The organism is Corallincola platygyrae (assembly GCF_039544265.1).
Classification (GTDB): domain Bacteria; phylum Pseudomonadota; class Gammaproteobacteria; order Enterobacterales; family Neiellaceae; genus Corallincola; species Corallincola platygyrae.
In genome coordinates, this window is sequence record NZ_BAABLI010000003.1 from 56,990 (window position 1) to 77,257 (window position 20,268).

General features: G+C 50.1%; 20 protein-coding genes. 11 read left to right on the forward strand and 9 right to left on the reverse strand.

All coding sequences use genetic code 11. The features are described from left to right. Positions 1-10: 10 nt before the first annotated feature. Both ABEA14_RS00295 and ABEA14_RS00300 read left to right on the forward strand, forming a co-directional pair. Positions 11-418 carry a hypothetical protein gene (locus ABEA14_RS00295; protein ID WP_345337723.1) on the forward strand — a complete coding sequence of 136 codons (408 nt, stop codon included), beginning with the start codon at positions 11-13 and terminating at the stop codon, positions 416-418. Positions 419-604: 186 nt separating this feature from the next. After that, complete coding sequence (locus tag ABEA14_RS00300) at positions 605-1,507, forward strand: TolB family protein (RefSeq protein ID WP_345337724.1); 903 nt, start codon at positions 605-607, stop codon at positions 1,505-1,507. A gap of 58 nt (positions 1,508-1,565) precedes the next feature. On the opposite strand, the gene ABEA14_RS00305 is transcribed toward ABEA14_RS00300, so the two are convergent. Next, entirely contained in the window at positions 1,566-1,958 is a 393-nt protein-coding gene (locus tag ABEA14_RS00305; RefSeq protein ID WP_345337725.1) for a hypothetical protein, read from the reverse strand. A gap of 539 nt (positions 1,959-2,497) precedes the next feature. Between ABEA14_RS00305 and ABEA14_RS00310 the strand changes: the two genes are divergently transcribed. Continuing rightward, positions 2,498-2,875, forward strand: a complete 378-nt coding sequence (locus ABEA14_RS00310) for a Tse2 family ADP-ribosyltransferase toxin (RefSeq protein WP_345337726.1) — start codon at positions 2,498-2,500, stop codon at positions 2,873-2,875. Between the two features lie 12 nt (positions 2,876-2,887). Next, the gene (locus ABEA14_RS00315; protein WP_345337727.1) at positions 2,888-3,094 is read left to right on the forward strand and encodes a hypothetical protein; all 207 of its coding nucleotides are present in this window, start codon (positions 2,888-2,890) and stop codon (positions 3,092-3,094) included. Between the two features lie 118 nt (positions 3,095-3,212). On the opposite strand, the gene metH is transcribed toward ABEA14_RS00315, so the two are convergent. Together metH and metA are read right to left on the reverse strand one after the other, a co-directional pair. Next, the gene (metH, locus tag ABEA14_RS00320) at positions 3,213-6,893 is read right to left on the reverse strand and encodes a methionine synthase (RefSeq protein WP_345337728.1); all 3,681 of its coding nucleotides are present in this window, start codon (positions 6,891-6,893) and stop codon (positions 3,213-3,215) included. 12 nt (positions 6,894-6,905) lie between these two features. Further along, entirely contained in the window at positions 6,906-7,865 is a 960-nt protein-coding gene (metA, locus tag ABEA14_RS00325) for a homoserine O-acetyltransferase MetA (RefSeq protein WP_345337729.1), read from the reverse strand. A gap of 232 nt (positions 7,866-8,097) precedes the next feature. Here metA and ABEA14_RS00330 point away from each other — a divergent pair, with 232 nt between their 5' ends. The 3 genes from ABEA14_RS00330 (at position 8,098) to ABEA14_RS00340 (ending at position 10,769) form a co-directional block, all read left to right on the forward strand. Continuing rightward, on the forward strand, positions 8,098-8,700 hold the full coding sequence (locus ABEA14_RS00330) for an HvfX family Cu-binding RiPP maturation protein (protein ID WP_345337730.1): 603 nt from the start codon (positions 8,098-8,100) through the stop codon (positions 8,698-8,700). 714 nt (positions 8,701-9,414) lie between these two features. After that, a complete protein-coding gene (locus tag ABEA14_RS00335; protein ID WP_345337731.1) occupies positions 9,415-9,876 on the forward strand; it encodes a hypothetical protein in 462 nt (153 codons plus the stop codon). Positions 9,877-10,220: 344 nt separating this feature from the next. Next, entirely contained in the window at positions 10,221-10,769 is a 549-nt protein-coding gene (locus ABEA14_RS00340) for an NAD(P)H nitroreductase (RefSeq protein WP_345337732.1), read from the forward strand. Positions 10,770-10,852: 83 nt separating this feature from the next. Here the strand turns inward: ABEA14_RS00340 and ABEA14_RS00345 are convergent, their stop codons facing one another. Next, positions 10,853-11,632, reverse strand: coding sequence for a hypothetical protein (locus ABEA14_RS00345; RefSeq protein ID WP_345337734.1), 780 nt, complete (start codon positions 11,630-11,632; stop codon positions 10,853-10,855). Between the two features lie 186 nt (positions 11,633-11,818). On the opposite strand from ABEA14_RS00345, the gene ABEA14_RS00350 reads away from it, so the two are divergent. The 4 genes from ABEA14_RS00350 to ABEA14_RS00365 all read left to right on the forward strand — a co-directional run bounded on the left by ABEA14_RS00350 (position 11,819) and on the right by ABEA14_RS00365 (position 15,980). Continuing rightward, positions 11,819-13,843: a S9 family peptidase gene (locus tag ABEA14_RS00350; protein ID WP_345337736.1), complete on the forward strand. Its 2,025-nt coding sequence runs from the start codon at positions 11,819-11,821 to the stop codon at positions 13,841-13,843. Positions 13,844-13,941: 98 nt separating this feature from the next. Then, entirely contained in the window at positions 13,942-14,397 is a 456-nt protein-coding gene (locus ABEA14_RS00355) for a YaiI/YqxD family protein (RefSeq protein WP_345337737.1), read from the forward strand. Positions 14,398-14,472: 75 nt separating this feature from the next. Next, positions 14,473-15,063, forward strand: a complete 591-nt coding sequence (locus tag ABEA14_RS00360; protein WP_345337738.1) for a carboxymuconolactone decarboxylase family protein — start codon at positions 14,473-14,475, stop codon at positions 15,061-15,063. Continuing rightward, positions 15,063-15,980, forward strand: coding sequence for a MaoC/PaaZ C-terminal domain-containing protein (locus ABEA14_RS00365; protein ID WP_345337740.1), 918 nt, complete (start codon positions 15,063-15,065; stop codon positions 15,978-15,980). Before ABEA14_RS00360 ends, ABEA14_RS00365 begins: the two co-directional genes overlap by 1 nt. 64 nt (positions 15,981-16,044) lie before the next feature. On the opposite strand, the gene ABEA14_RS00370 is transcribed toward ABEA14_RS00365, so the two are convergent. The 5 genes from ABEA14_RS00370 to asnS form a co-directional block, all read right to left on the reverse strand. Then, positions 16,045-16,944, reverse strand: a complete 900-nt coding sequence (locus tag ABEA14_RS00370) for a choice-of-anchor A family protein (RefSeq protein WP_345337741.1) — start codon at positions 16,942-16,944, stop codon at positions 16,045-16,047. Positions 16,945-17,186: 242 nt separating this feature from the next. Further along, positions 17,187-17,435: a hypothetical protein gene (locus ABEA14_RS00375; RefSeq protein ID WP_345337742.1), complete on the reverse strand. Its 249-nt coding sequence runs from the start codon at positions 17,433-17,435 to the stop codon at positions 17,187-17,189. Between the two features lie 23 nt (positions 17,436-17,458). After that, a complete protein-coding gene (locus ABEA14_RS00380; RefSeq protein WP_345337743.1) occupies positions 17,459-18,091 on the reverse strand; it encodes a DUF1349 domain-containing protein in 633 nt (210 codons plus the stop codon). A 45-nt stretch (positions 18,092-18,136) separates the two neighbouring features. Then, entirely contained in the window at positions 18,137-18,631 is a 495-nt protein-coding gene (locus ABEA14_RS00385) for a GNAT family N-acetyltransferase (protein ID WP_345337745.1), read from the reverse strand. A gap of 81 nt (positions 18,632-18,712) precedes the next feature. Then, the gene (asnS, locus tag ABEA14_RS00390; protein ID WP_345337746.1) at positions 18,713-20,116 is read right to left on the reverse strand and encodes an asparagine--tRNA ligase; all 1,404 of its coding nucleotides are present in this window, start codon (positions 20,114-20,116) and stop codon (positions 18,713-18,715) included. Positions 20,117-20,268 lie beyond the last annotated feature (152 nt).

The window sequence follows — 20,268 nt, forward strand, 5'->3', positions numbered from 1 at the left end:
GTAGAGAGAGATGAACGGCCGCACTTTGATGCTTACGGTCGCAGCTTTGCTGTTGTCTGCATGCACGAACACTGTTTACGTTGCGGTCCCCGTTTCTCAACCTGATGCCGAGATCGCAAAGAACCAGGAGTGGTTGGAAGATATCGAAGAGGGCGATACCTTGGTATTGCATACTCACACCGGCCACAGCTATCGCTTTACTCTCGAAGGCAAACAGTTTGCAGCTGATACTGCAGGTGTAATACCCAAAGACAACCCCTCCATGGTAGAGATCCATCAGATGGAAGGGCGCAAGAAGATGGAGCCAGTGATCTCGCCTGATGACCCTGAGGTGGTTGAAGAGGAAAAGGGGTGGCAGTTTCCATGGTGGACACCCAGTGTAGTTACCGGAACACTAGCGCTAATTCTGTTACTCTAGCCTTGTATTCACCTTTCCTCGTAAGAGTTCACTTACACCACCAGACCTCCTCAACCAACGTTTTCTGCTCACCAGGCTAGCCTTGCCATTGGATCCGCTGTAACTTGCGCTGCTGCGCTTCGGCTGGCTGACAGCCGCCAGGTGAAGCAGGGGAGTTTATACATCTAATAACAATAGGAAGGCGATATGTCAGCCAATCTAACCACCAAAAACGTACTGTTTGCTGCTACCACGCTGCTTGTATCAGGCAGTACTTTGGCCGGCCCAGCGCCTTATCATAATGCAGAAGCTTCTGAGAAAGCCGTGCAGTTTGCGCCAGGAATTATCTCTACCGCTGAGCACTTTGAAATCAATACTGTGTTCAATGAGGCTGGAGATCACCTTTTGTTTGCGCGATGCAAAGATGACTTCAGCAGCTGTACCATGATGGAGTCTTTCTACAAGCAAGGACAGTGGCAAACGCCAGTAGCGCTGCCATTCTCAGGTGGCTACCTCGAAGCCGATCCCTATTTCAATGAAGATTATTCTCAGGTTTACTTTGTTTCCAAGCGGCCAACTGTGGCGGGTGGAGAGATAAGTGGTTCAGTAAATCTATGGCGTGTCGCGCTTTCTGCCGACGGAGAATGGCAAGAGCCAAAGTATCTGGCTTCGCTGAGCTCTGATGGTGATGACCTTTACCCTTCAATTACTGATAACGGCGACCTATATTTCCCTTCATTTCGCAACAATGGTCGCCAAATGTACGTTGCCAAACGGGTGCCTTCAGGCTTTGAAGAGCCTAAACCGCTCCCCGCTCATATCTATGGCGAAGATGCCAAGATAGGGGACTCTGTTGTTTTGCGTGATGGCAACACCATTATCTTCAGTATCTCAAACCGCAAAGACAGCCTTGGCCGTGGCGACCTCTATGTGTCTCAGAAAGTCGATGGCAAGTGGACCGTAGCGAAAAGTCTGGGCGACAAAGTGAATACGCCCGACCATGAGTTCACGCCCATTGTCTCGCCAAATGGTGAGTACCTGTTCTTTACCCGTATCGAAAATGGACGCGGAAATCTGTATCAGATTAAGTTGAGTGCGTTGGGTCTTTAGCAGAGGCTTTTCTCATTAATGGTTAGCCGTTTGCCAACAGAGAGACTTGGTATGCGGCTTACTTCTTATTCCGCTGTTGCTCGGTGGCAATCCAAAGCGATATCAGGTTAGCTGCTTGCTTCGGATTGTCTCGCACATACTTTCTAATTGCTCTTACCGTTTCCTGTTCACTCAGCTTGAGCAGACCCAGCCGCTTTAGCTTTCTTTCTGCTTCCAGTTTGGCTTTTGATGACTTGGCCTGCGGCTTTTGAGGCGTTTGTTTCTTTGCAGGCGCGCGTTTTTTCAGACTCACCGTAGCGGGCTGTGGTTTAGATTTCTTTTTGCCGGTAAGCCATTTGAACATGCTGCTGGGGGAGGGTAGTTGGTCTTGGTTAACTATACCGTTTATTGGTGGGTTTGGCCTCTGGTCAGTGATACTGCTTTCTGTTTGGGATATAGGTTTCGGGCGCATAACGTTCATCTTTCTATGTACAGGTCATCATCTGCGCCCAAGGTAAGGGGCTGTATGCGGTGTTCTTCTTTCGATCTGGGTGAAAGTTTTTGGGCGCACAGAGTACACCTTTCTATACATAGATAATTGTCTGCGCCCAAGGTAAGGGGCTGTATGCGCAGCCCCTTACCAATCCCCCGCACTCCCACAGGCTCTTCATCTTCACTGCACCAACTTTACCGAGCAGCAGAACAGACAAGCATCCTTGCTTGCTGTTCTTAACGAGGGCGTCCATGCCCTCGTTTGCTCTCTCAGTTGTTTTCGTTCAGCGAGCCTGAAGGGAGACGATTCCCGAAGCAGAACTCGGCGCCAATTTCCCCTTCTATGCGCCCGTGGTGTGCATTTTGAATGCATAATGAAGGAAAGAATTAATAATAAAAGCATTAATTAACAATGATTTATATTATTTTTGAGGTTGAATACTTATCAACATAGATGTAGTTTTGCACTTCAATCCGTCACAGAGTGTTGCGGGTTTCACTTAGACAAGGAGGTTTAAGGTGCTTACGCCTGATGAGATCTATATTTCTGACTACACAGAACTTTTTCTTGATTTATATCGATATGGAAATGCATCGAGTCCACGCTTTGACCACGTCAGACCAATGAAAGATGCCATCATTCAAAACAGGAATGGAATCAAGTACATTGTGGCTGATGGCAATGGCATTAGTGCATTTTCCTCTGTGGCAAGTGGAAAGAAAAATACTTGGAAGCTTCCTAAAGGTACTCCACTACCGCAAGGCATAAAACTCGTCATAGACAAGCGCCCTGGTAGGGAAAACCACTACATGTTGGCCCCACAAGTAACAATGAGGCTAAGTGAATTTCATGCTCTGATGGACTCAGTTAGAGAGCATGCTCAGAGAATTTCATAAGGATAATAGTGAATGGAAACAATTGACCTAAAACTTCCTTGCTCAGATGCGACCTTGGTATTAGATGCACTGCGCCATTACATCGCCCATATTGAGAATTTGAATGATGATGCGGTTGATGAGGACACTCTGGCTGATTTATTGAATGATAATGAGCTTTTAAAAGGCTTAGAGTCATCCATATCAAAATCGGTGGCTGAGAAGTTTGGCGATTACTAATTAATTGGTAAATAAATCGTGCCGGTAAAGGCTCGATTACTACATAGAAAAAGCCCCGGTAAATACCGGGGCTTAATGACACAAAACTCAAAGCACCAAATCTTAGTAAGGCCATACCTTAATACGGCAAGTTCGGTGCTAACCAGCGCTCCATAGTTTCCTTATCCCAACCCTTACGCTGTTGGTAGTCTTCCGCCTGATCCTGCTGGATCTGAGCGACTGCGAAGTACTTGCTGTCAGGGTGAGACAGGTACCAACCTGATACAGCAGCACCTGGCCACATGGCGTAATTGTCTGTCAACTTAATACCTGAGGCGGCTTCGGCATCCAGTAGTTCCCATAGCGTGACTTTTTCGGTGTGCTCTGGGTTGGCTGGGTAGCCGGGGGCAGGGCGGATACCCTGATACTTCTCGCGGATCAGGTCGTCGTTAGTCAGATCTTCTTCCGGCGAGTAACCCCAGTAGACTTTGCGCACTTGCTGGTGCAGGTATTCAGCAAAGGCTTCTGCCAGGCGGTCAGCAACCGCTTTCACCATAATGGCGTGGTAATCATCGTGGGCCGCTTCAAACTCTTTGGCCCATTCATCTTCGCCCAAGCCTGCGGTGACAGCAAAACCACCCACATAATCGGCTTTGCCAGAAGACTTGGGTGCCACGTAATCCGACACACAGTAGTTAGGCTGCCCAGGGCGCTTTTGTGTCTGCTGACGCAGGTTATGTAGCGTGGTCAGTACTTCGCTGCGTGATTCGTCTTTGTAGACTTCGATGTCGTCGCCAACACCGTTGGCTGGGAACAGCCCCAGTACGCCACTGGCTTTCAGTTTGCCTTCTTTGATCGCTTGGTCGATCAGCTTGTTGGCATCATTAAACAGCTTCTTCGCTTCTTCACCCTGCTCCTCGTTGTCGAAGATGGAAGGGTATTTACCTTTCATCTGCCAGGTCAGGAAGAACGGCGTCCAATCGATGTAGTCACGCAGTGTTTCCAGCGACACATCTTCCAGGCGGGTTACGCCCAGATGTTTTGGTACTGGTGGGGTGTACTCATCCCAATCCGGCGAGAAGCGATTCGCGCGGGCGTCTTCGATAGCGATCGGCTTGGCCTGCGACTGCTTGCGGGCGTGTTGGATACGTACGGTGTCATACTCTTTATCGAGGCGCTCAACAAAGCCTGGCTTGTGCTCGTCGCTCAGCAGTTGGCTGGCAACACCTACAGCGCGTGATGCGTTGGGTACGTAAACAACCGGCTCGTCGTAATTCTGTTCGATTTTAACCGCGGTGTGGGCTTTCGAGGTGGTAGCCCCGCCGATCATCAGCGGCAGGTCAAAGCCCTGGCGCTGCATCTCTTTGGCCATATGTACCATCTCGTCGAGAGATGGGGTGATCAAGCCAGAAAGACCGATAATATCGACGTTTTCCTCTTTGGCCACCTGCAGGATCTTGTCGGCGGGAACCATCACGCCAAGGTCGATCACTTCGTAGTTGTTACACTGCAGTACCACACCTACGATGTTCTTACCGATATCGTGAACATCGCCTTTCACCGTGGCCATCAAGATCTTTCCGTTGCTCTGACCGGCTGATTTTTCTGCTTCGATGTAGGGTTCGAGATAGGCCACCGCGCGTTTCATCACCCGCGCTGACTTAACCACCTGAGGCAGGAACATCTTACCGGCACCAAACAAGTCGCCGACCACGTTCATGCCATCCATCAATGGCCCTTCAATCACGTGTAGTGGACGGTCTGCCTGCTGACGTGCTTCTTCGGTATCTTCTTCAATAAAGTCGGTGATGCCCTTAACCAGTGCATGTTCCAGACGTTTAGCGACGTCCCAAGAACGCCACTCAGCGGCAGAGTCATCCTCTTTTGCTGCACCTGAATCGCGATACTCATCGGCAATGGCCAGCAGGTTCTCAGTGGCATCACTGTGGCGATTGAGTACCACATCTTCTACCGCTTCGCGCAGCTTCTCAGGGATCTCTTCGTAGATCTCCAGCTGGCCCGCGTTAACGATACCCATGTCCATGCCGTTTTTAATGGCGTGGTAGAGGAATACCGCGTGGATCGCCTCACGTACCGGGTTGTTACCACGGAACGAGAATGACACGTTAGATACACCACCTGAGATCATCGCGTGAGGCAGGTGCTGCTTGATATCAGCTGTGGCTTCAATAAAGTCGACCGCATAGTTGTCGTGTTCATCGATACCTGTGGCAACAGCGAAGATATTAGGGTCGAAGATAATATCTTCCGGTGGGAAGCCAACCTTGTTAACCAGCACATCGTAAGCGCGCTGACAGATCTCGAACTTGCGGGCACGGGTATCGGCCTGGCCGACTTCATCGAACGCCATCACAATCACCGCGGCGCCGTAGCGACGGATCAGGGTGGCTTGCTCGATAAACTTCTCTTCGCCTTCCTTCATCGAGATGGAGTTAACGACACCTTTACCCTGAATACACTTCAGGCCGGCTTCGAGCACTTCCCATTTGGATGAGTCAATCATCACAGGCACACGAGCAATATCAGGCTCGGCTGCAATCAGGTTGAGGAAGCGAACCATGCAGGCTTCGGCATCCAACATGCCTTCATCCATGTTGATATCGATGATCTGGGCGCCGTTTTCTACCTGTTGTTTGGCGACATCCAGCGCCTCTTCGTAAGCTTCCTCTTTGATCAGACGCTTAAACTTTGCTGAACCGGTGACGTTGGTGCGTTCTCCCACATTCACAAACAGGGTATCGGCAGTAATGGTCAGTGGTTCCAACCCCGACAGTCGACAGGCAACGTCTTGCTCTGGCATCGCTCTCGGCGTCAGGCCTTTAACCGCTTCGGCCATGGCGGCGATATGCTCCGGCGTGGTACCACAGCAGCCACCCACCAGGTTAACTAAGCCAGATTCTGCCCACTCTTTGATATGACCAGCCATCTCTTCAGCACCCAAATCATATTCGCCAAAGGCATTTGGCAAACCAGCGTTAGGGTGAACAGAGACCGGGCATTCAGCGATCTCAGACAGGTCGTATACGTATTGACGCAGCTCTTTTGGTCCAAGCGCACAGTTAAGACCCATGGAAATCGGATTAGCGTGGCGTAGGGAGTGATAAAAAGCTTCAGTGGTTTGTCCCGATAAGGTACGGCCAGAAGCGTCAGTAATGGTGCCAGAGATCATGATAGGCAGTTCAAAGCCAATCTCGGCAAATACAGTTTGCACCGCGAACACGGCGGCTTTGGCGTTTAACGTGTCGAAAATGGTTTCGATCAGGATGAGATCTGCACCACCATCAATCAGCGCTTTGGTCGCTTCGATATAAGCTTCAACCAAGGCATCAAAGCTGGTGTTTCGGAAACCGGGATCGTTCACATCAGGTGAGATGGAAGCGGTGCGGTTAGTCGGGCCCAGTACACCCGCAACAAAACGTGGCACACCGGTTTCGGCTGCAACATCGTCAGCGGCTTTACGAGCTAAGCGGGCAGACTCGAAGTTAATCTCGGTAACCAGCGATTCCATGTCGTAATCAGCCATGGCAATGCTGGTGGCGTTAAAGCTGTTGGTCTCCAGAATATCGGCACCGGCCAACAGGTATTCGCGGTGGATATCGTAGATGATCTCTGGCTGTGTCAGCACCAGCAGGTCATTGTTGCCTTTCAGGTCGGAAGGCCAGTCTGCAAAGCGTTCGCCACGATAGTCGGCTTCTTCCAGTTTGCGATTCTGGATCATGGTACCCATACCGCCGTCAATGATGGCGATACGTTGCTGAAGCGTGTCTTTAAGCGCCTGAATGCGTTGTTCTCTGTTCAAACTTCAATCTTCCTATATCGATTCGGCGTGTTGTTGGCTGAGCGCGGCGAGGTTCGCTTCATTCAGGTCAAACGGGGTCAACTGATACACGTGATAATTAAGCCAGTTGGTAAACAGCAGATTACCATGGCTGCGCCATGTCACCTTATACGGATTGTTTGGATCATCTTTGGCGTAGTAGTTTTCAGGTATCTGAGGCTCGATGCCTGCAGCGATATCACGGCGGTACTCATCGTCGATGGTGTTGGGGTCATACTCGGGGTGGCCTGTGACAAAGAACTGGCGACCATCTTTGGAGCCCACCAGATATAGCCCGGCGATTTCTGAATCAACTAACACTTCCAGCTCAGGATGGTTGTCAATCGCTGATACGCGAACTTCGGCATAACGACTATGGGGAGCAAAGAAATACTCATCAAAACCGCGTAACAGCGGATGCGCCTTGGCTGCCTGGCGAACCTGATGTTCATAGACGCCAGAAAGTTTCTCTTCACGCAGATGACGCAGTAAGTCATAGAAATGGTGCAGCGCAGCATGGGCAGCCCAGCACAGGAACATGGTGCTGGTCACGTGGCTGCGAGACCACTCCATGATTGTTTGCATCCGTTCCCAATAAAGCACTTCTTCAAAGGCGATCTGGCCGAGTGGGGCACCTGTGATGATAAAGCCGTCGTAGCAGTTGTCTTTAACTTCTTCGAAGCTGCGGTAAAAGGCATCGAGGTGTTCTTTCGGCGTGTTCTTGGAAGGGCGATCATCGATGCGTAGCAGCTCGACATCAATCTGTAGCGCACTGTTGGATAACAGGCGCAACAATTGCGTTTCTGTCTCAATCTTCTTTGGCATCAGGTTCAGAATCAGCACTCGAAGGGGGCGGATATCCTGATGCTCTGCTCGCGACGCAGGCATGATGAAAATATTCTCCTGACGAAGAATATTTGCCGCGGGTAGCGAGTCTGGAATTCTGATCGGCATACGCTGTTACCTATATCACCGTGTATATATTAGTTGTATGGGATACACCTTGCCCAAGCTGAACCGAGTCTATCCTAATCACGTTTAGCCGTCTAGAAGTCTTAGTGTCTATACATCCGCTGCTGACAAAGTTTTAACAGATCAGATCTGTCATTAGGTTGAAAGTTATTCGCTGTTAAACCGTTCTATCCTCATAACTGACTTGTTTTGAAAATTGAAGGATGTAGCAATCATGGGTGTGCAACAGTTATATACGCCGGTAGATAATGTGTGGAAACGGATCATGCAGATCGATGGCTTAGGGCCGCTGCTGCTGAGGCTTTACCTGGCACCTGTGATGATCCAGGCAGGCTGGAACAAGATCCAAGGTTTTGATGGTGTTGTTGAATGGTTTGGCAACAGTGACTGGGGTTTGGGATTACCGTTTCCTGCATTGATGGCGACGTTGGCGATAGGCGCAGAGTTTATCGGCGGTATTCTTTTGATCCCGGGCATTCTGGTTCGCTGGGTGAGTATTCCATTGATGGTCACCATGCTGGTCGCGGCGTTCTCGGTTCACTGGGAGAATGGCTGGTTAGCCATTGCAGACCCAAACAGCTGGTTGGCTGGCGAGCAGGTGGCTGAATCTGCGCGTAAGCTGAGTATCGCTAAAGAGATTCTGCAAGAGCACGGTAACTACGATTGGTTAACCTCCAGCGGCAGTTTTGTCGTGCTGAATAACGGTATTGAATTCGCGATAACCTACTTTGTGATGTTGTTGTCGTTGTTCTTTACGGGTGGTGGGCGTTATACCAGTGTGGATTATTGGGTTCATCGAAGTGTTATGAAGTCATAGCTTTTGGCTTTAATGTTAGGCGCCCAAATTTCAATGGCGATAAACGAATAAGGTTTATGGCGCCTAAGGCAAGGGGCTGTATGCGCAGCCCCTTGCCAATCCCCCGCACTCCCAAAGGCTCGTCATCTTCACTTCATCAACTTTGCCAAGCAGCAGAACTGACAAGCGTCCCTGCTTGCAGTTCTTAACGAGGGCGTCCATGCCCTCGTTTGCTCTCTCAGTTGTTTCCGTTCAGCGAGCCTGAAGGGAGACGAGTCCCGTAGCAGAGCCCGGCGCCAATTTTCCCCTTCTATGTGCCCGTAGCGGAGACAAAGGCAAACGTGAAACTGGGCATGGATGCCCAGTTTAGGCTCGTTAAACAGGGATGTTTATCGAGCTGTTAGTGCAGGTGAAGTCGGGAGCGAAGGATTAGCACATAGTTGGGGCGCGACAGGGTTGGTAGGGAGGCTACGCGCAGTGCCTCCCTGCCTTGGGCGCAGATGATTATCTTTGTATAAAAAGATGAATGCTGTGCGCCCGAAATCTTTCACTCAGATAGAGAAACACCGCACCCAGCTCCTTGCCTTGGGCTCAATCGGCTGACCTGCATCAGCAACGCGAAAGGCATGGTCTCGAATGTTTACTGTCTGAAAACTCGTACTGTAGTAGTGTACTTGCAGTATCCTGGCGTCTGGTCGTAAACGACTTTTAGAGTTAAAGCAGGGAAGGCCTCGAGTGAAATTAATTAGAGAATTGTTTCTGGTATTTATTCTTGTTCTGCTTGGCGTCTCGCCTGTTTACGCAGGTATAGATAAACCCAGCTGTGAATCCAGGCTATTGAATGTGTTTGGTGACTACCAAACCATTTTTAAATCGCAGCACTCTGCGGGCAGATTGAACTATGATGGCTTGGCTTCATTGCACGACATTTCAGCTATGAGGGGTCGCCTCAAAGATGATTTTGATGACTTAACAGAACAAGAAATTTTCGTGATTCTATCAGCAAGAATCTTTGGCGATGTATCTAGGGAAGTAGCACTGATCGAATCTAACGAAATAGAGGTTCTTTGCGAGGCTGATAGGCGAACGATTTTTATCACTTACCCTGAAGGAAAAGCTGAAGTCTACTTTAGCGAGAGTTTTCTGATAATCGGTAAATTCATTAGGTTAAACGCGGGCGGATTTAAGTCTTCTTAAGTGCTAGTTTTCTTTACTTAGTCCACTTGGCTCGCGGCACTAGGCCGCTAGTATGCGTCCGAAACTATTAGCTACGATTTGCTGCTGAAACATGAAAATAGCTTCCTCATCTCAATCTTCTCCCAGAGGGAGAAGAGGTTTGAAAGAACAAATCATGTTGCAATATCCATTAACTCGATAGGGAGTTTGCACTTAAATGTTATCAAAATGTAAGAGCTGGAAGTGTGCGTACGAAATCTCCGTGTCAGGTTTCACATCTTCCAAATAAGCCGGCTCAGAGAGTAGAGCCACTGTATGGGATCTGGTAACTTGGATGCACTTTTTATCAAGGCGTAACTATTCCGATGCAAGTTATCGATCTGCTAATCAATCGTTGCTCCCAGCCCCAATTGAAGGCCCCTGCGCCACAAGGGCAAGCTCTGGAAAACATCTTTCAGGCGGCTTTGCGAGTTCCGGATCATGGGCGTTTGCAGCCCTGGCGTTATCTGGTGGTTGAAGGTGAAGGACTGACACGTCTGGGTAAGATTTTTGCGGATGTTTCTGCTGCCGAGGGTGCGCCGGAAGATAAGGTGGCTCGTGCGGCGAAAATGCCTCTGCGGGCGCCGATGATTATTGTGGGGATTGCTTCGCCAAAAGAGCATCCCAATGTGCCACGTTCTGAGCAGGTGATATCGGCGGGCTGTGCCATGATGGCGATGCAACAGGCGGCCTATGCGCAGGACTTTGGCGGCATGTGGCGCTCCGGTGCGCTTTCTCACCATCCCAAAGTGCTTGAGGCATTGGGATTGGAGTCTCACGAAGAGATTGTTGGTTTTCTTTATCTGGGTACGACTGCTCAGGAACCACCCGCGGCCCCCATCCTACATAGTGACGATTTTTTCGCTAAGTTTTAAAAACCTAGTCTGAACAAAAAAGGACGCATTTTGCGTCCTTTTTTGTTTCTTAAGACTATTTCCTGCATCCAGGCTGAACGGGGTTACTTGTTCTTATTTGCCCAATCTTCTGCCAGCTTTTCATCGCGCGGGAACTTGAACTTAGCGACGGTTTCATCATCCAGCGGCAGCAGGTCTCCGCGATAGGTCATTGCCAGAATCAGCGCGATCTCTTTTTGGCGAGGTGATTGTTCATATTTGGCTTCCGCGACTTTAACCAAAGCCTGTTCGGCTCGGGCTAGCTCTTCCATCAATACCGGGCAATGGGTTGAATCCAGCACACACAACATGGTTTGTTCGTTCAGACTGGCGATACGCGACAGACAGCTTAGTAAATAGCTCTCGATTTCACATCCATGTTGAAACATCTGCATGGCACGGTTTTCCTCATCGGATTCCAATGCCTTGCGATAGGTGGTCATTAGCGCCTGACGTACTTCGGGGTCATTGCTGTCACCGTAACGAAGCATCATGTGATGGAACTTAGCGTACGCGCGCCAATGGGCCATGACTCCAAGCAGGTGTTCCGCTTGGGCATCGGTATGGGCGTAAGGTCGCAAAGTCGCGGTGATCAGGTTAATCGCTTGTTCGTTCTTGCCACGATCTAACAGCTCGGCATAGGCTGCGCCGTGGTCCAGATAACCGGTTAGTTCGGTCAGTTCATCGTCGTAGGTTTTCAGGTGTTGGTATTTGATCTCGCCCGCCGCAGGGGAAGCCAGCAGTTGCCAGTTAGGCACGGGTAACCCGGTTGGATCATTGGCGAATGCAGAAGAAGATATCAGTGCACAAAGGCTAAAAACGAAAGCGCGAAAGAACATATCCATAATCACTTGTTGGTGAAATCATTAATGTTTGTGTTTGTCAGCTTCTCACTAAAAACGACGAGGCTGGCAACCCTCAGGTACGTCTAAGCCACTACAAGGTAACAGAATTTGGGTTAAATAGTGGCTGAAAGATGCCGTAGCTTTTATCTTTAATGCTTACGTCAAAAGGGCAAAGAGGAAAATAACATGCTCAGAACGGTTTGGCTGGTGGGATTAGCGCTTTTAAGTACATTGGCAAGCGCAGCGCCATTGAACTTGGAAGATCTCACACGCGTGCAGCGCGTCGTCGAGCAAGCGGCATCACCTTCAGGCGATAATATTGCTTATGTGGTTGATGCCCCCCGTGAAATATATAAGGACAAAGATGGCTCGGCTTATCGTCGTCTTTATGTCACGGACAGCAGTGGCAAGGCGCGCCCGTTTGTGACTGGCAAGGTGAGTGTTAAGCGCATCAGCTGGTCCAATGATGGCAAAACCATCTACTTCCTGGCCAAACGGTTTGACCAAAAGCATGTGAGCTTATGGAAAATCCCTGTGGATGGTGGCGAAGCGCAGGTCGTGTATGCCCATAGCCGTAATATCAGTGAATATGATTTTTCCCCGGATGGTGAGACTCTGGTGTTTGTCTCCCGCGAAGCGAAACCAAAGAGCGACAAGAAGCTAAAAGAGAAAGGCTTCAAAGCGCAGGTTTACGAAGAGGAGCGTGAGCCCGGACGTTTGTGGAAGGTAGACCTGTCCCAGGAAAAGCCTGAAGCAGAGATGCTGGAGCGCAAAGACAATGTGTTGTTCGCCAAATTCAGCCCGGATGGCAGCAAATTACTGTTGAAAGTCTCTGCCAGTTCCGGCATTGATGACATCCTGATGAAAAGCGCGCTTCATATCGCTGATACCAACGGTAAGACACTGGCCACAGTGAAACATGAAGGCAAGTTGAGTCGCGCAGAGTGGTCACCTTCAAGTGAGCACGTCTTGTTTATCGGTGCAGCGGATATTCACGATCCTGCGGATGGTCGCCTTTACCTGGTACCAGCTACGGGGGGCAAATATACAGAGCTGTTGCCCGACTATATGGGCCACGTAAAAGCGATCGGTTGGCTTAATGACAAACAGGCGCTCTATGTGGGTCATGAAGGTGAAGAATCTACACTGGGCATGGTCAACATTGACAGCAAACGCCAAAGCACACTGATCCCAACCGGCGAAGCGATTCTTCGCAGCCTCAGTGTCGGCGATGATGACCATATCAGCCTGTTGGCAGAAACCCCGCAACATCCCATTGAGCTCTACCATGTCGCAGGTGTTGGCAAACCTCTGCAGCGCCTGTCTGTGAGCAACCCATGGTTGGAAGAAGCCGAGCTTGCTGAGCAGAAAGTCTTCAAATACAACGCCCGTGATGGCCTCGAGCTGGGTGGTGTCCTCGTGCTGCCCCTTAACTACCAGGAAGGTAAGCGCTATCCACTGATCATGTTTGTGCATGGTGGCCCTGAAGCCCATATCTCTAACGGTTGGGTTAACCGTTACTCAAACCCTGCTCAGGTGGCTGCGGCGCAGGGCTATATCAGTTACTTTCCGAACTACCGTGGTAGCACAGGCAAGGGCGTGAAGTTCACCATGATGGGTCAGAATGACTATGCCGGTAAAGAGTTTGACGACCTGGTGGATGCCAAAGATGCGTTGGTGAAAGCGGGTTTGGTTGATACCAAGAAAGTGGGGATCACCGGCGGTAGTTACGGTGGTTACGCTTCTGCCTGGGGCGCGACCGCGTTGTCAGAGCACTTCGCAGCGAGTGTTATGTTTGTGGGGGTGTCTGACCTTATCTCTAAATTCGGTACTACAGATATCCCGAATGAGATGTACCTGGTACACGCCCGTGCGTGGCCTTGGGAGCATTGGCAGGATATGCTCGAGCGCAGTCCTGTTTATCACGCCCAGAAACACAAAACACCTCTGCTGATCATGCATGGTAAAGAAGATCCTCGAGTGCATCCTGCTCAGTCGTTGGAGCTTTACCGATACCTTAAAACATTGGGTCAGGCGCCAGTGCGTTTGGTTTGGTATCCGGGTGAAGGCCACGGCAACCGCAAAGTCGCTGCTCAGTATGACTACAGTCTGCGTTTGATGCGCTGGATGGATCATTACCTGAAGGGCGATGGTAAAGGCATTCCTCCGCATGATTTGGACCATGAAGAAAAGATGAAAGAGGCTGAATAATCGGCTGAAAGCCTCAGCATTGAACTGATACAAACCCCGGTCACTGTTATAGTGCTGGGGTTTGTTTTATCTGCTGAGCAGAGTGATGGAGAACAGATTTGAAACAGATTTGGGTGGATGCTGACGCTTGCCCTAAACCAATTAAAGAGATTTTGTATCGCGCGGCTGAAAGGGTACAGATCCCGCTGTTGCTGGTGGCGAACCAGTATCTGCAAACGCCACCATCGAAGGTGATACGGGCAATCCAGGTGACCTCTGGTTTCGATGTGGCTGACAACTATATTGTTGAAAAGCTGGAACCGGGCGATTTGGTGATCACCGCGGATATTCCATTGGCGGCGGAAGTGATCGAAAAAGGTGGTAATGCCATTAATCCGCGTGGCGAGCGTTATACCGAGAACAATATTCGGCAACGTCTGAATATGCGGGACTTTATGGACCAGATGCGCAGTTCTGGAGTGCAAACGGGTGGGCCGCCACCGCTGAGTCAGTCAGACCGCCAGCATTTTGCCAACTCGCTGGACACACTGCTGCGCCAGCTCCTCAACCGATAGTTGGAATAGTCGATAAACTCACTCCATGTTGGACGACTAAATAATATAGATAACAAAAAATAAAAAGGAACCGCTATGCCATTTGTGACACCACTTGCCGAAGATGCCAATGATGAAGTGAAAGCCCTGGCTGAGTTCTTCAATGAAACACTGGGATTCTGTCCCAACAGCGTGCTTACCATGCAGCGCCGTCCGGCGATCGCTAAAGCCTTTATTCAACTGAATATGGCAGTGATGGAAAACCAGGGCAGGGTGACTAGTGCGCTGAAACGCTTGATCGCTTATGTTTCCAGTCAGGCAACCGGTTGCCGATATTGCCAGGCGCATACTATTCGAGCTGCAGAGCGATATGGTGCAGAGCAGGCTCAGTTGGAAAATGTTTGGGAATACCGTACTCATCCCGCTTTTAGCGACGCAGAGCGCGCTGCTCTTGATCTGGCCGTTGCTGCATCAGCGGTGCCAAACGCTGTCGATGAAGAGATCCAAACACGTATGAAAGCGCATTGGGATGAAGCTGAGATCGTCGAGATCATGGGGGTAATTGCACTATTTGGCTACCTTAACCGCTGGAACGACAGCATGGCGACCACGCTGGAAGAGGGCGCTATCGCCTCGGGTGAGCAGCTGTTGGTGGTTGACGGTTGGAACAAAGGAAAACATCTCTGATGTCTGTGCCTGCCTCGCTATTGCTGCAACAGGGGCCGATGCTGAAAACGTTGGCCAAAATTGCGTGGCGCAGTCTGTTTGATAGTCAGCGGCCTAAAGCGAATCCGGAGCAATGGCCGCGTATTGAGCGTGTATTGCCGCCGCCCAGCGATAGCCTGATAGCGCATTACTGCAAATGGTGTGGTGCCAGTGAAGAACAGTATCAGCAAACGATCCCACCCCATTTGTTTACACAGTTTGCCCTGCCGAGTTTGTTGCCGATTCTGGAACAAAGTCGTTATCGGCTGCACAGGGTGATTAATCGTGGCTGCACTATGCGGGTATTTGCTGATATCCCCCGCGGACAGGCACTGTTTGTAACTTCAGAGGTAGCAGAGGTTGATGACGACGGCTATCGCGCCAAGCTCAGCTGCAGGCTGACGATTGGTTATCAGGGCCAGGCCAAAGCCGTTGAAGTCGAGTTGCAGTTGTTGTTTCTGCTTAAGCGCCGTAACAAAAACAAGCAAACCGATAGTCGTAAGTCAGTTGAAGCGCTGGAAGCGGTTCATTTCAAGGACCTTGGCCAGTGGTCAGCTTCATCGAATGATGGTTGGCAATTTGGTCTGCTGACGGGCGACCTTAACCCGATTCACTGGATTGAAGCTGTCGCTAAGCGCTCACCACTGAAAGGCAAAGTGCTGCATGGTTTTGGCTCTTTTGTCAGAAGTTTCGAGTTAATCCAATCGGCCACAGGTAAATCGATCGAACGGATCTCGGCGAGCTTTGAACGTCCTGTGCCACTTCCGAGTGAGGTTCTGCTACTCGCATTGGACGCTGATGTCGAGGATGTAACAGGCTCGCAACAGCTAGGCGAGCATCAATATCAACTGACTGACGTTGCAGGCAATGCATTGGTGGCGGGTGAGGTCAGCTTATAGCTGCATGAATTACAAAAAAAAGCCGGGGAATTCCCCGGCTTTTTTGAGCAGATTGCGATTACTGTTAGCTGCGAGCTTTGCGGCGTAAACCCATCACCAGAAGGCCTAGCCCAAATAGACCCAGCGTGACCGGTTCGTTCACATCTACTGTGGGTGGATTAAACAGGAAGTTATGGAACTCGCGGCCACCCGTGTATGACCTGGCGGCAACCGCACCATCAAATACCGCGCCGCCAGTGATATCGGCAAAGGTCGCCAAGACTGAACCAAACATCGCCAGGTTGTTAAAGTCGATTGCCTCGGCTTCGTAGAAATTCCAAAGAATATTCTCTGCGCCTATATCTTGATGGTGAAAACCATCAACCAGATTTACGCCACCAGCGGCTGTGATATCTACCCCGGATAGGTTGATGATGACAGTGTCTGCATTACCGGAATCAAGACGCAGGCTAGTGTTTTGAGCAAACACCTCTGTCGCAGCCACATCGAAAACTGCGACGGCATCGTTACCTGTATACGTTAACGTGCTACTGAAGGCGTCATAGAAGCCGTTTGCTGACATGTTTGAATAAGAAAAACTGGTGTCGATCAGCTCGTTGACTACGCCGGTGATACTTAATGTTGGATCATGGCGAATGGTACCACCACCATTCATATTCACGTTACCAACGTTCAATGCGGAGCCGTAGACGAGATTACCATTTTGGATATTGAGGTTGGAGGCGTTGATATCGCCAACCACTGATAAAGAGTCTTCACCACTTGGTGCGCGTGAACCAAAGTCTGCGGCATAACCGCCAGCGTTCAGGTCGCCACCGATGAAGGTTTTGCCTTCTACATCGCCGCCTTGGAAGTTGTAGTTCTCTAGCAGTATCAGATTGTAGTCAGATAGTGGCATAGCTTGTGCGTTGATAGAGAATCCGAATACAAGCGCGGCACCTAAATGTTTAAAATACGAAGGCATCATCTTTCCTTAGAAGAAGAATCGGAATTTTACTGCTTGGGCTTTAGCAATAATCAAGCCTAAGCTGCAAACCCTTTGTAGGCGGGAATTATAGAAGGTGGGTTAATAAAATGAAAAAATATTTGTAAGTAATCTCGACAGCTTAAACCTTATGATAAGCAGGGGATAAGGTGGAGTTTAAGATGTTTTATGTCATTTTTTGGTGCAACAGCGTGAATATCAGAGGTTAATGTCAAATTTAGTTAGCTCTCATCAGGGTGGTCGAGAGAAACTTTTTCAACTCTGACTGCTGTGTTTGCTTCTTGCCATCCCCGCGTGTCATTAATCATCTGCTCTACCATCTCTGCGCCACCAATCTCCTTGCCTATCTCTCTGGCATTGTCGATAACGACCAAGCGATGGTCGCGCTCGATAATTTCAAAAGGCGTTGAGATGATTTCGTTGTCTCGGTAGCCGCCGGAATTAAAGAAAAAGACTCTGTATTTGAACATGACACTCTTCTCTGGGGGCTTGGCTACTCAGCAGTATGCGCCTGCCACACCGACGGCCCTAACTGCATCTCGGTAAACTCTGCTTTAAATGAGGAGTTCAGTGGGCTGCAGGCATACAATCCGAAGCGCACTGGGGTTGAGGTCGCCATCGGTGGGGCGCACCTGCCCATCTGTGGGGTGGTCTCGCCTAGTTTATGCAGGTGAAAGATCCGCATCTGCTTAAAGTTAACACCGTCTAACGATGATTCGATAAGGAAGTCAGGCCCTCTGCGGCTAAGCCGATACCATATGGCGTCGGGGAGTTCGATGTCTGTGGTGGCCCAGTCTGAGTAACCCAAATTAGTAACCACACTGCCCAGTCGAGAAAAGTGGTCGTTCTCATATTCGATAGAAGCCTTGAACCAGTTGTCACTGTCGAGATAAACCAACACGCCGCACTGGTCGAATTGTGCCTGGTATTGGAAGGCAACCTTAACTGTAAAACTGAAATTCTCGCTGGTTTCCAGCAACAGACCCGGTGCGTTGTCGTTTCTGAAACCATAGTAGGAGCGCTGCCAGAAATCGGTCTCAGGATCGGTGACAATCACAACGCGGTCCTGGTTCACCTCATGGTTTTTCGGTTCAAATATCCAATCTGCCTGCGTGAAATCTGTCATCCCAAAAACTCCCTCATTTAATTGCTTGAGATACCTACGTATGGTTTAACTCACACCCACCACTTTACTGCGTCGTTCCATCAGCACCACATCGCGCCACTTTCCATTCATTTGGCCGAGTTTCTCTCGCACACCAAGTTGTTTAAAACCGTTTTTGTGATGAATCGCGATGCTGGCTTGGTTTTCAGGAAAAATACCCGCTTGCAGCGTCCATATGCCATGCTGCTCCGATGCCGCTACCAACTCGGCCAACAATTGCATACCGATCCCACGGCCACCATAACTGGAATCAATATAAATGCTGACTTCGGCCACCCCAGCATAGACGCTGCGACTGGAAACTGGAGAGAGGGCTGCCCAACCCACAATTGCGCCATCAATCTCTGCTATCAGTCTGCAGTCAGGCCGTAAGCCGTTATCCCACTCTTGCCAGGTTTTTGCTTTGGTTTGAAAAGTGGCGTTTCCGGTGGCGATACCCTGGGCGTAGATGGCCTGAACTCTGGGAAAATCATCAGGAGAGAAGCTGCGTATCTTCAACATAGATATCGGTGCTCAGTCGTTGGTCAGAGAATGGTACAAAAAAGGCGTCCCTTGGGACGCCTGATACTCAGCCGATTGTGCTTAGTAGTTTGCGCTTCTTGGTGTGCGCGGGAAGGCGATAACGTCGCGGACGTTGCCCATGCCGGTCACATACGCCACCAGGCGTTCGAAGCCCAGACCGAAACCTGCGTGAGGCACGGTGCCATAACGGCGCAGGTCGCGATACCAGCTGTAATCTTCTGGATTCTGGTCTTCCATCTCGTTGATGCGGGCATCCAGAACATCCAGGCGCTCTTCACGCTGGCTGCCACCGATGATCTCACCAATGCCTGGGGCCAGAACATCCATCGCCGCCACAGTTTTGCCGTCGTCGTTCAGACGCATATAGAAGGCTTTAATCTCCTTCGGATAGTTCTTCACGATCACAGGGGCGTTGAAGTGCTCTTCTGCCAGATAACGCTCGTGCTCAGACGACATATCGATACCCCAGGAAACTGGGAATTCGAACTTCTTGCCGCAGTTTTCCAGGATCTCGATGGCGTCGGTGTAGTCAACCTGCACGAAGTCGGCTTCTGCCAGTTTGGTCAGGCGCTCAACGGTGCCTTTGCTGATGCGCTGGTCGAAGAAGTTAAGATCATCCATACGCTCTTCCAGTACAGCTTTAAACACGTACTTGAGCATGTCTTCGGACAGTTTGGCGACATCATCCAGATCAGCAAATGCAACTTCTGGTTCAACCATCCAGAACTCCGCCAGGTGACGGCTGGTGTTTGAGTTTTCTGCGCGGAACGTTGGGCCAAAGGTGTATACCTTAGACATGGCACACGCATAGGTTTCCGCGTTCAACTGGCCAGATACGGTCAGGAAAGCTTCTTTACCGAAGAAGTCCTGGTCGTAGTCCACATCACCTTTGTCTGTGCGCGGCAGGTTTTCCATATCCAGTGTAGATACGCGGAACATTTCACCCGCACCTTCACAGTCAGAAGCCGTGATAATCGGTGTCGCGATCCAGTTGTAACCGTTTTCGTGGAAGAAGCGATGAATCGCTTGAGCCAGACAGTTGCGAACACGGGTAACTGCACCCATTACGTTGGTACGAGGACGCAGATGTGCGTGCTCACGCAGATACTCGATGCTGTGACGCTTCGCTGCCATTGGGTAGCTATCAGGATCTTCAACCCAACCCAGTACTTCAACACCGGTGGCGTTCAGTTCGAAATCCTGGCCTTTGGCCGGAGACTCAACCACTTCGCCGGTGATCGCCAAACTGCAGCCCGCAGTCAGCTTAAGTACTTGCTCTTCATAATTGTCCAAATTATTGGGCACTACCGCCTGAAGCGTGTCGAAGCATGAACCATCATGCAGGGCGATAAATGAGATGCCAGCCTTGGAATCGCGGCGGGTACGAACCCAGCCTTTTACAACGATTTCTGAGCCGACCGGAAATTTGCCTTTAAGGACATCTACGATGGACGCGTGCGCCATTGAACAGGTACTCCAGTGTTGTCAGCGTTTTAAATTTTTTCGAACGCACTATGTTACCTAGGTGGGATCACAACTCAAGAGGTTTCATGCGTAGGAGAGGGCTTTATTGCGGCTGGGCAAGATATTGGGCCTAGTTTTCGCAACTTCAGCGG

Coding starts and splice junctions, on each gene's coding strand:
- ABEA14_RS00295 (WP_345337723.1), top strand. CDS start 11: ATGAACGGCCGCACTTTGATGCTTACGGTCGCAGCTTTGCTGTTGTCT.
- ABEA14_RS00300 (WP_345337724.1), top strand. CDS start 605: ATGTCAGCCAATCTAACCACCAAAAACGTACTGTTTGCTGCTACCACG.
- ABEA14_RS00305 (WP_345337725.1), bottom strand. CDS start 1,958: ATGCGCCCGAAACCTATATCCCAAACAGAAAGCAGTATCACTGACCAG.
- ABEA14_RS00315 (WP_345337727.1), top strand. CDS start 2,888: ATGGAAACAATTGACCTAAAACTTCCTTGCTCAGATGCGACCTTGGTA.
- metA (WP_345337729.1), bottom strand. CDS start 7,865: ATGCCGATCAGAATTCCAGACTCGCTACCCGCGGCAAATATTCTTCGT.
- ABEA14_RS00330 (WP_345337730.1), top strand. CDS start 8,098: ATGGGTGTGCAACAGTTATATACGCCGGTAGATAATGTGTGGAAACGG.
- ABEA14_RS00340 (WP_345337732.1), top strand. CDS start 10,221: ATGCAAGTTATCGATCTGCTAATCAATCGTTGCTCCCAGCCCCAATTG.
- ABEA14_RS00345 (WP_345337734.1), bottom strand. CDS start 11,632: ATGGATATGTTCTTTCGCGCTTTCGTTTTTAGCCTTTGTGCACTGATA.
- ABEA14_RS00350 (WP_345337736.1), top strand. CDS start 11,819: ATGCTCAGAACGGTTTGGCTGGTGGGATTAGCGCTTTTAAGTACATTG.
- ABEA14_RS00360 (WP_345337738.1), top strand. CDS start 14,473: ATGCCATTTGTGACACCACTTGCCGAAGATGCCAATGATGAAGTGAAA.
- ABEA14_RS00365 (WP_345337740.1), top strand. CDS start 15,063: ATGTCTGTGCCTGCCTCGCTATTGCTGCAACAGGGGCCGATGCTGAAA.
- ABEA14_RS00370 (WP_345337741.1), bottom strand. CDS start 16,944: ATGCCTTCGTATTTTAAACATTTAGGTGCCGCGCTTGTATTCGGATTC.
- ABEA14_RS00375 (WP_345337742.1), bottom strand. CDS start 17,435: ATGTTCAAATACAGAGTCTTTTTCTTTAATTCCGGCGGCTACCGAGAC.
- ABEA14_RS00380 (WP_345337743.1), bottom strand. CDS start 18,091: ATGACAGATTTCACGCAGGCAGATTGGATATTTGAACCGAAAAACCAT.
- ABEA14_RS00385 (WP_345337745.1), bottom strand. CDS start 18,631: ATGTTGAAGATACGCAGCTTCTCTCCTGATGATTTTCCCAGAGTTCAG.
- asnS (WP_345337746.1), bottom strand. CDS start 20,116: ATGGCGCACGCGTCCATCGTAGATGTCCTTAAAGGCAAATTTCCGGTC.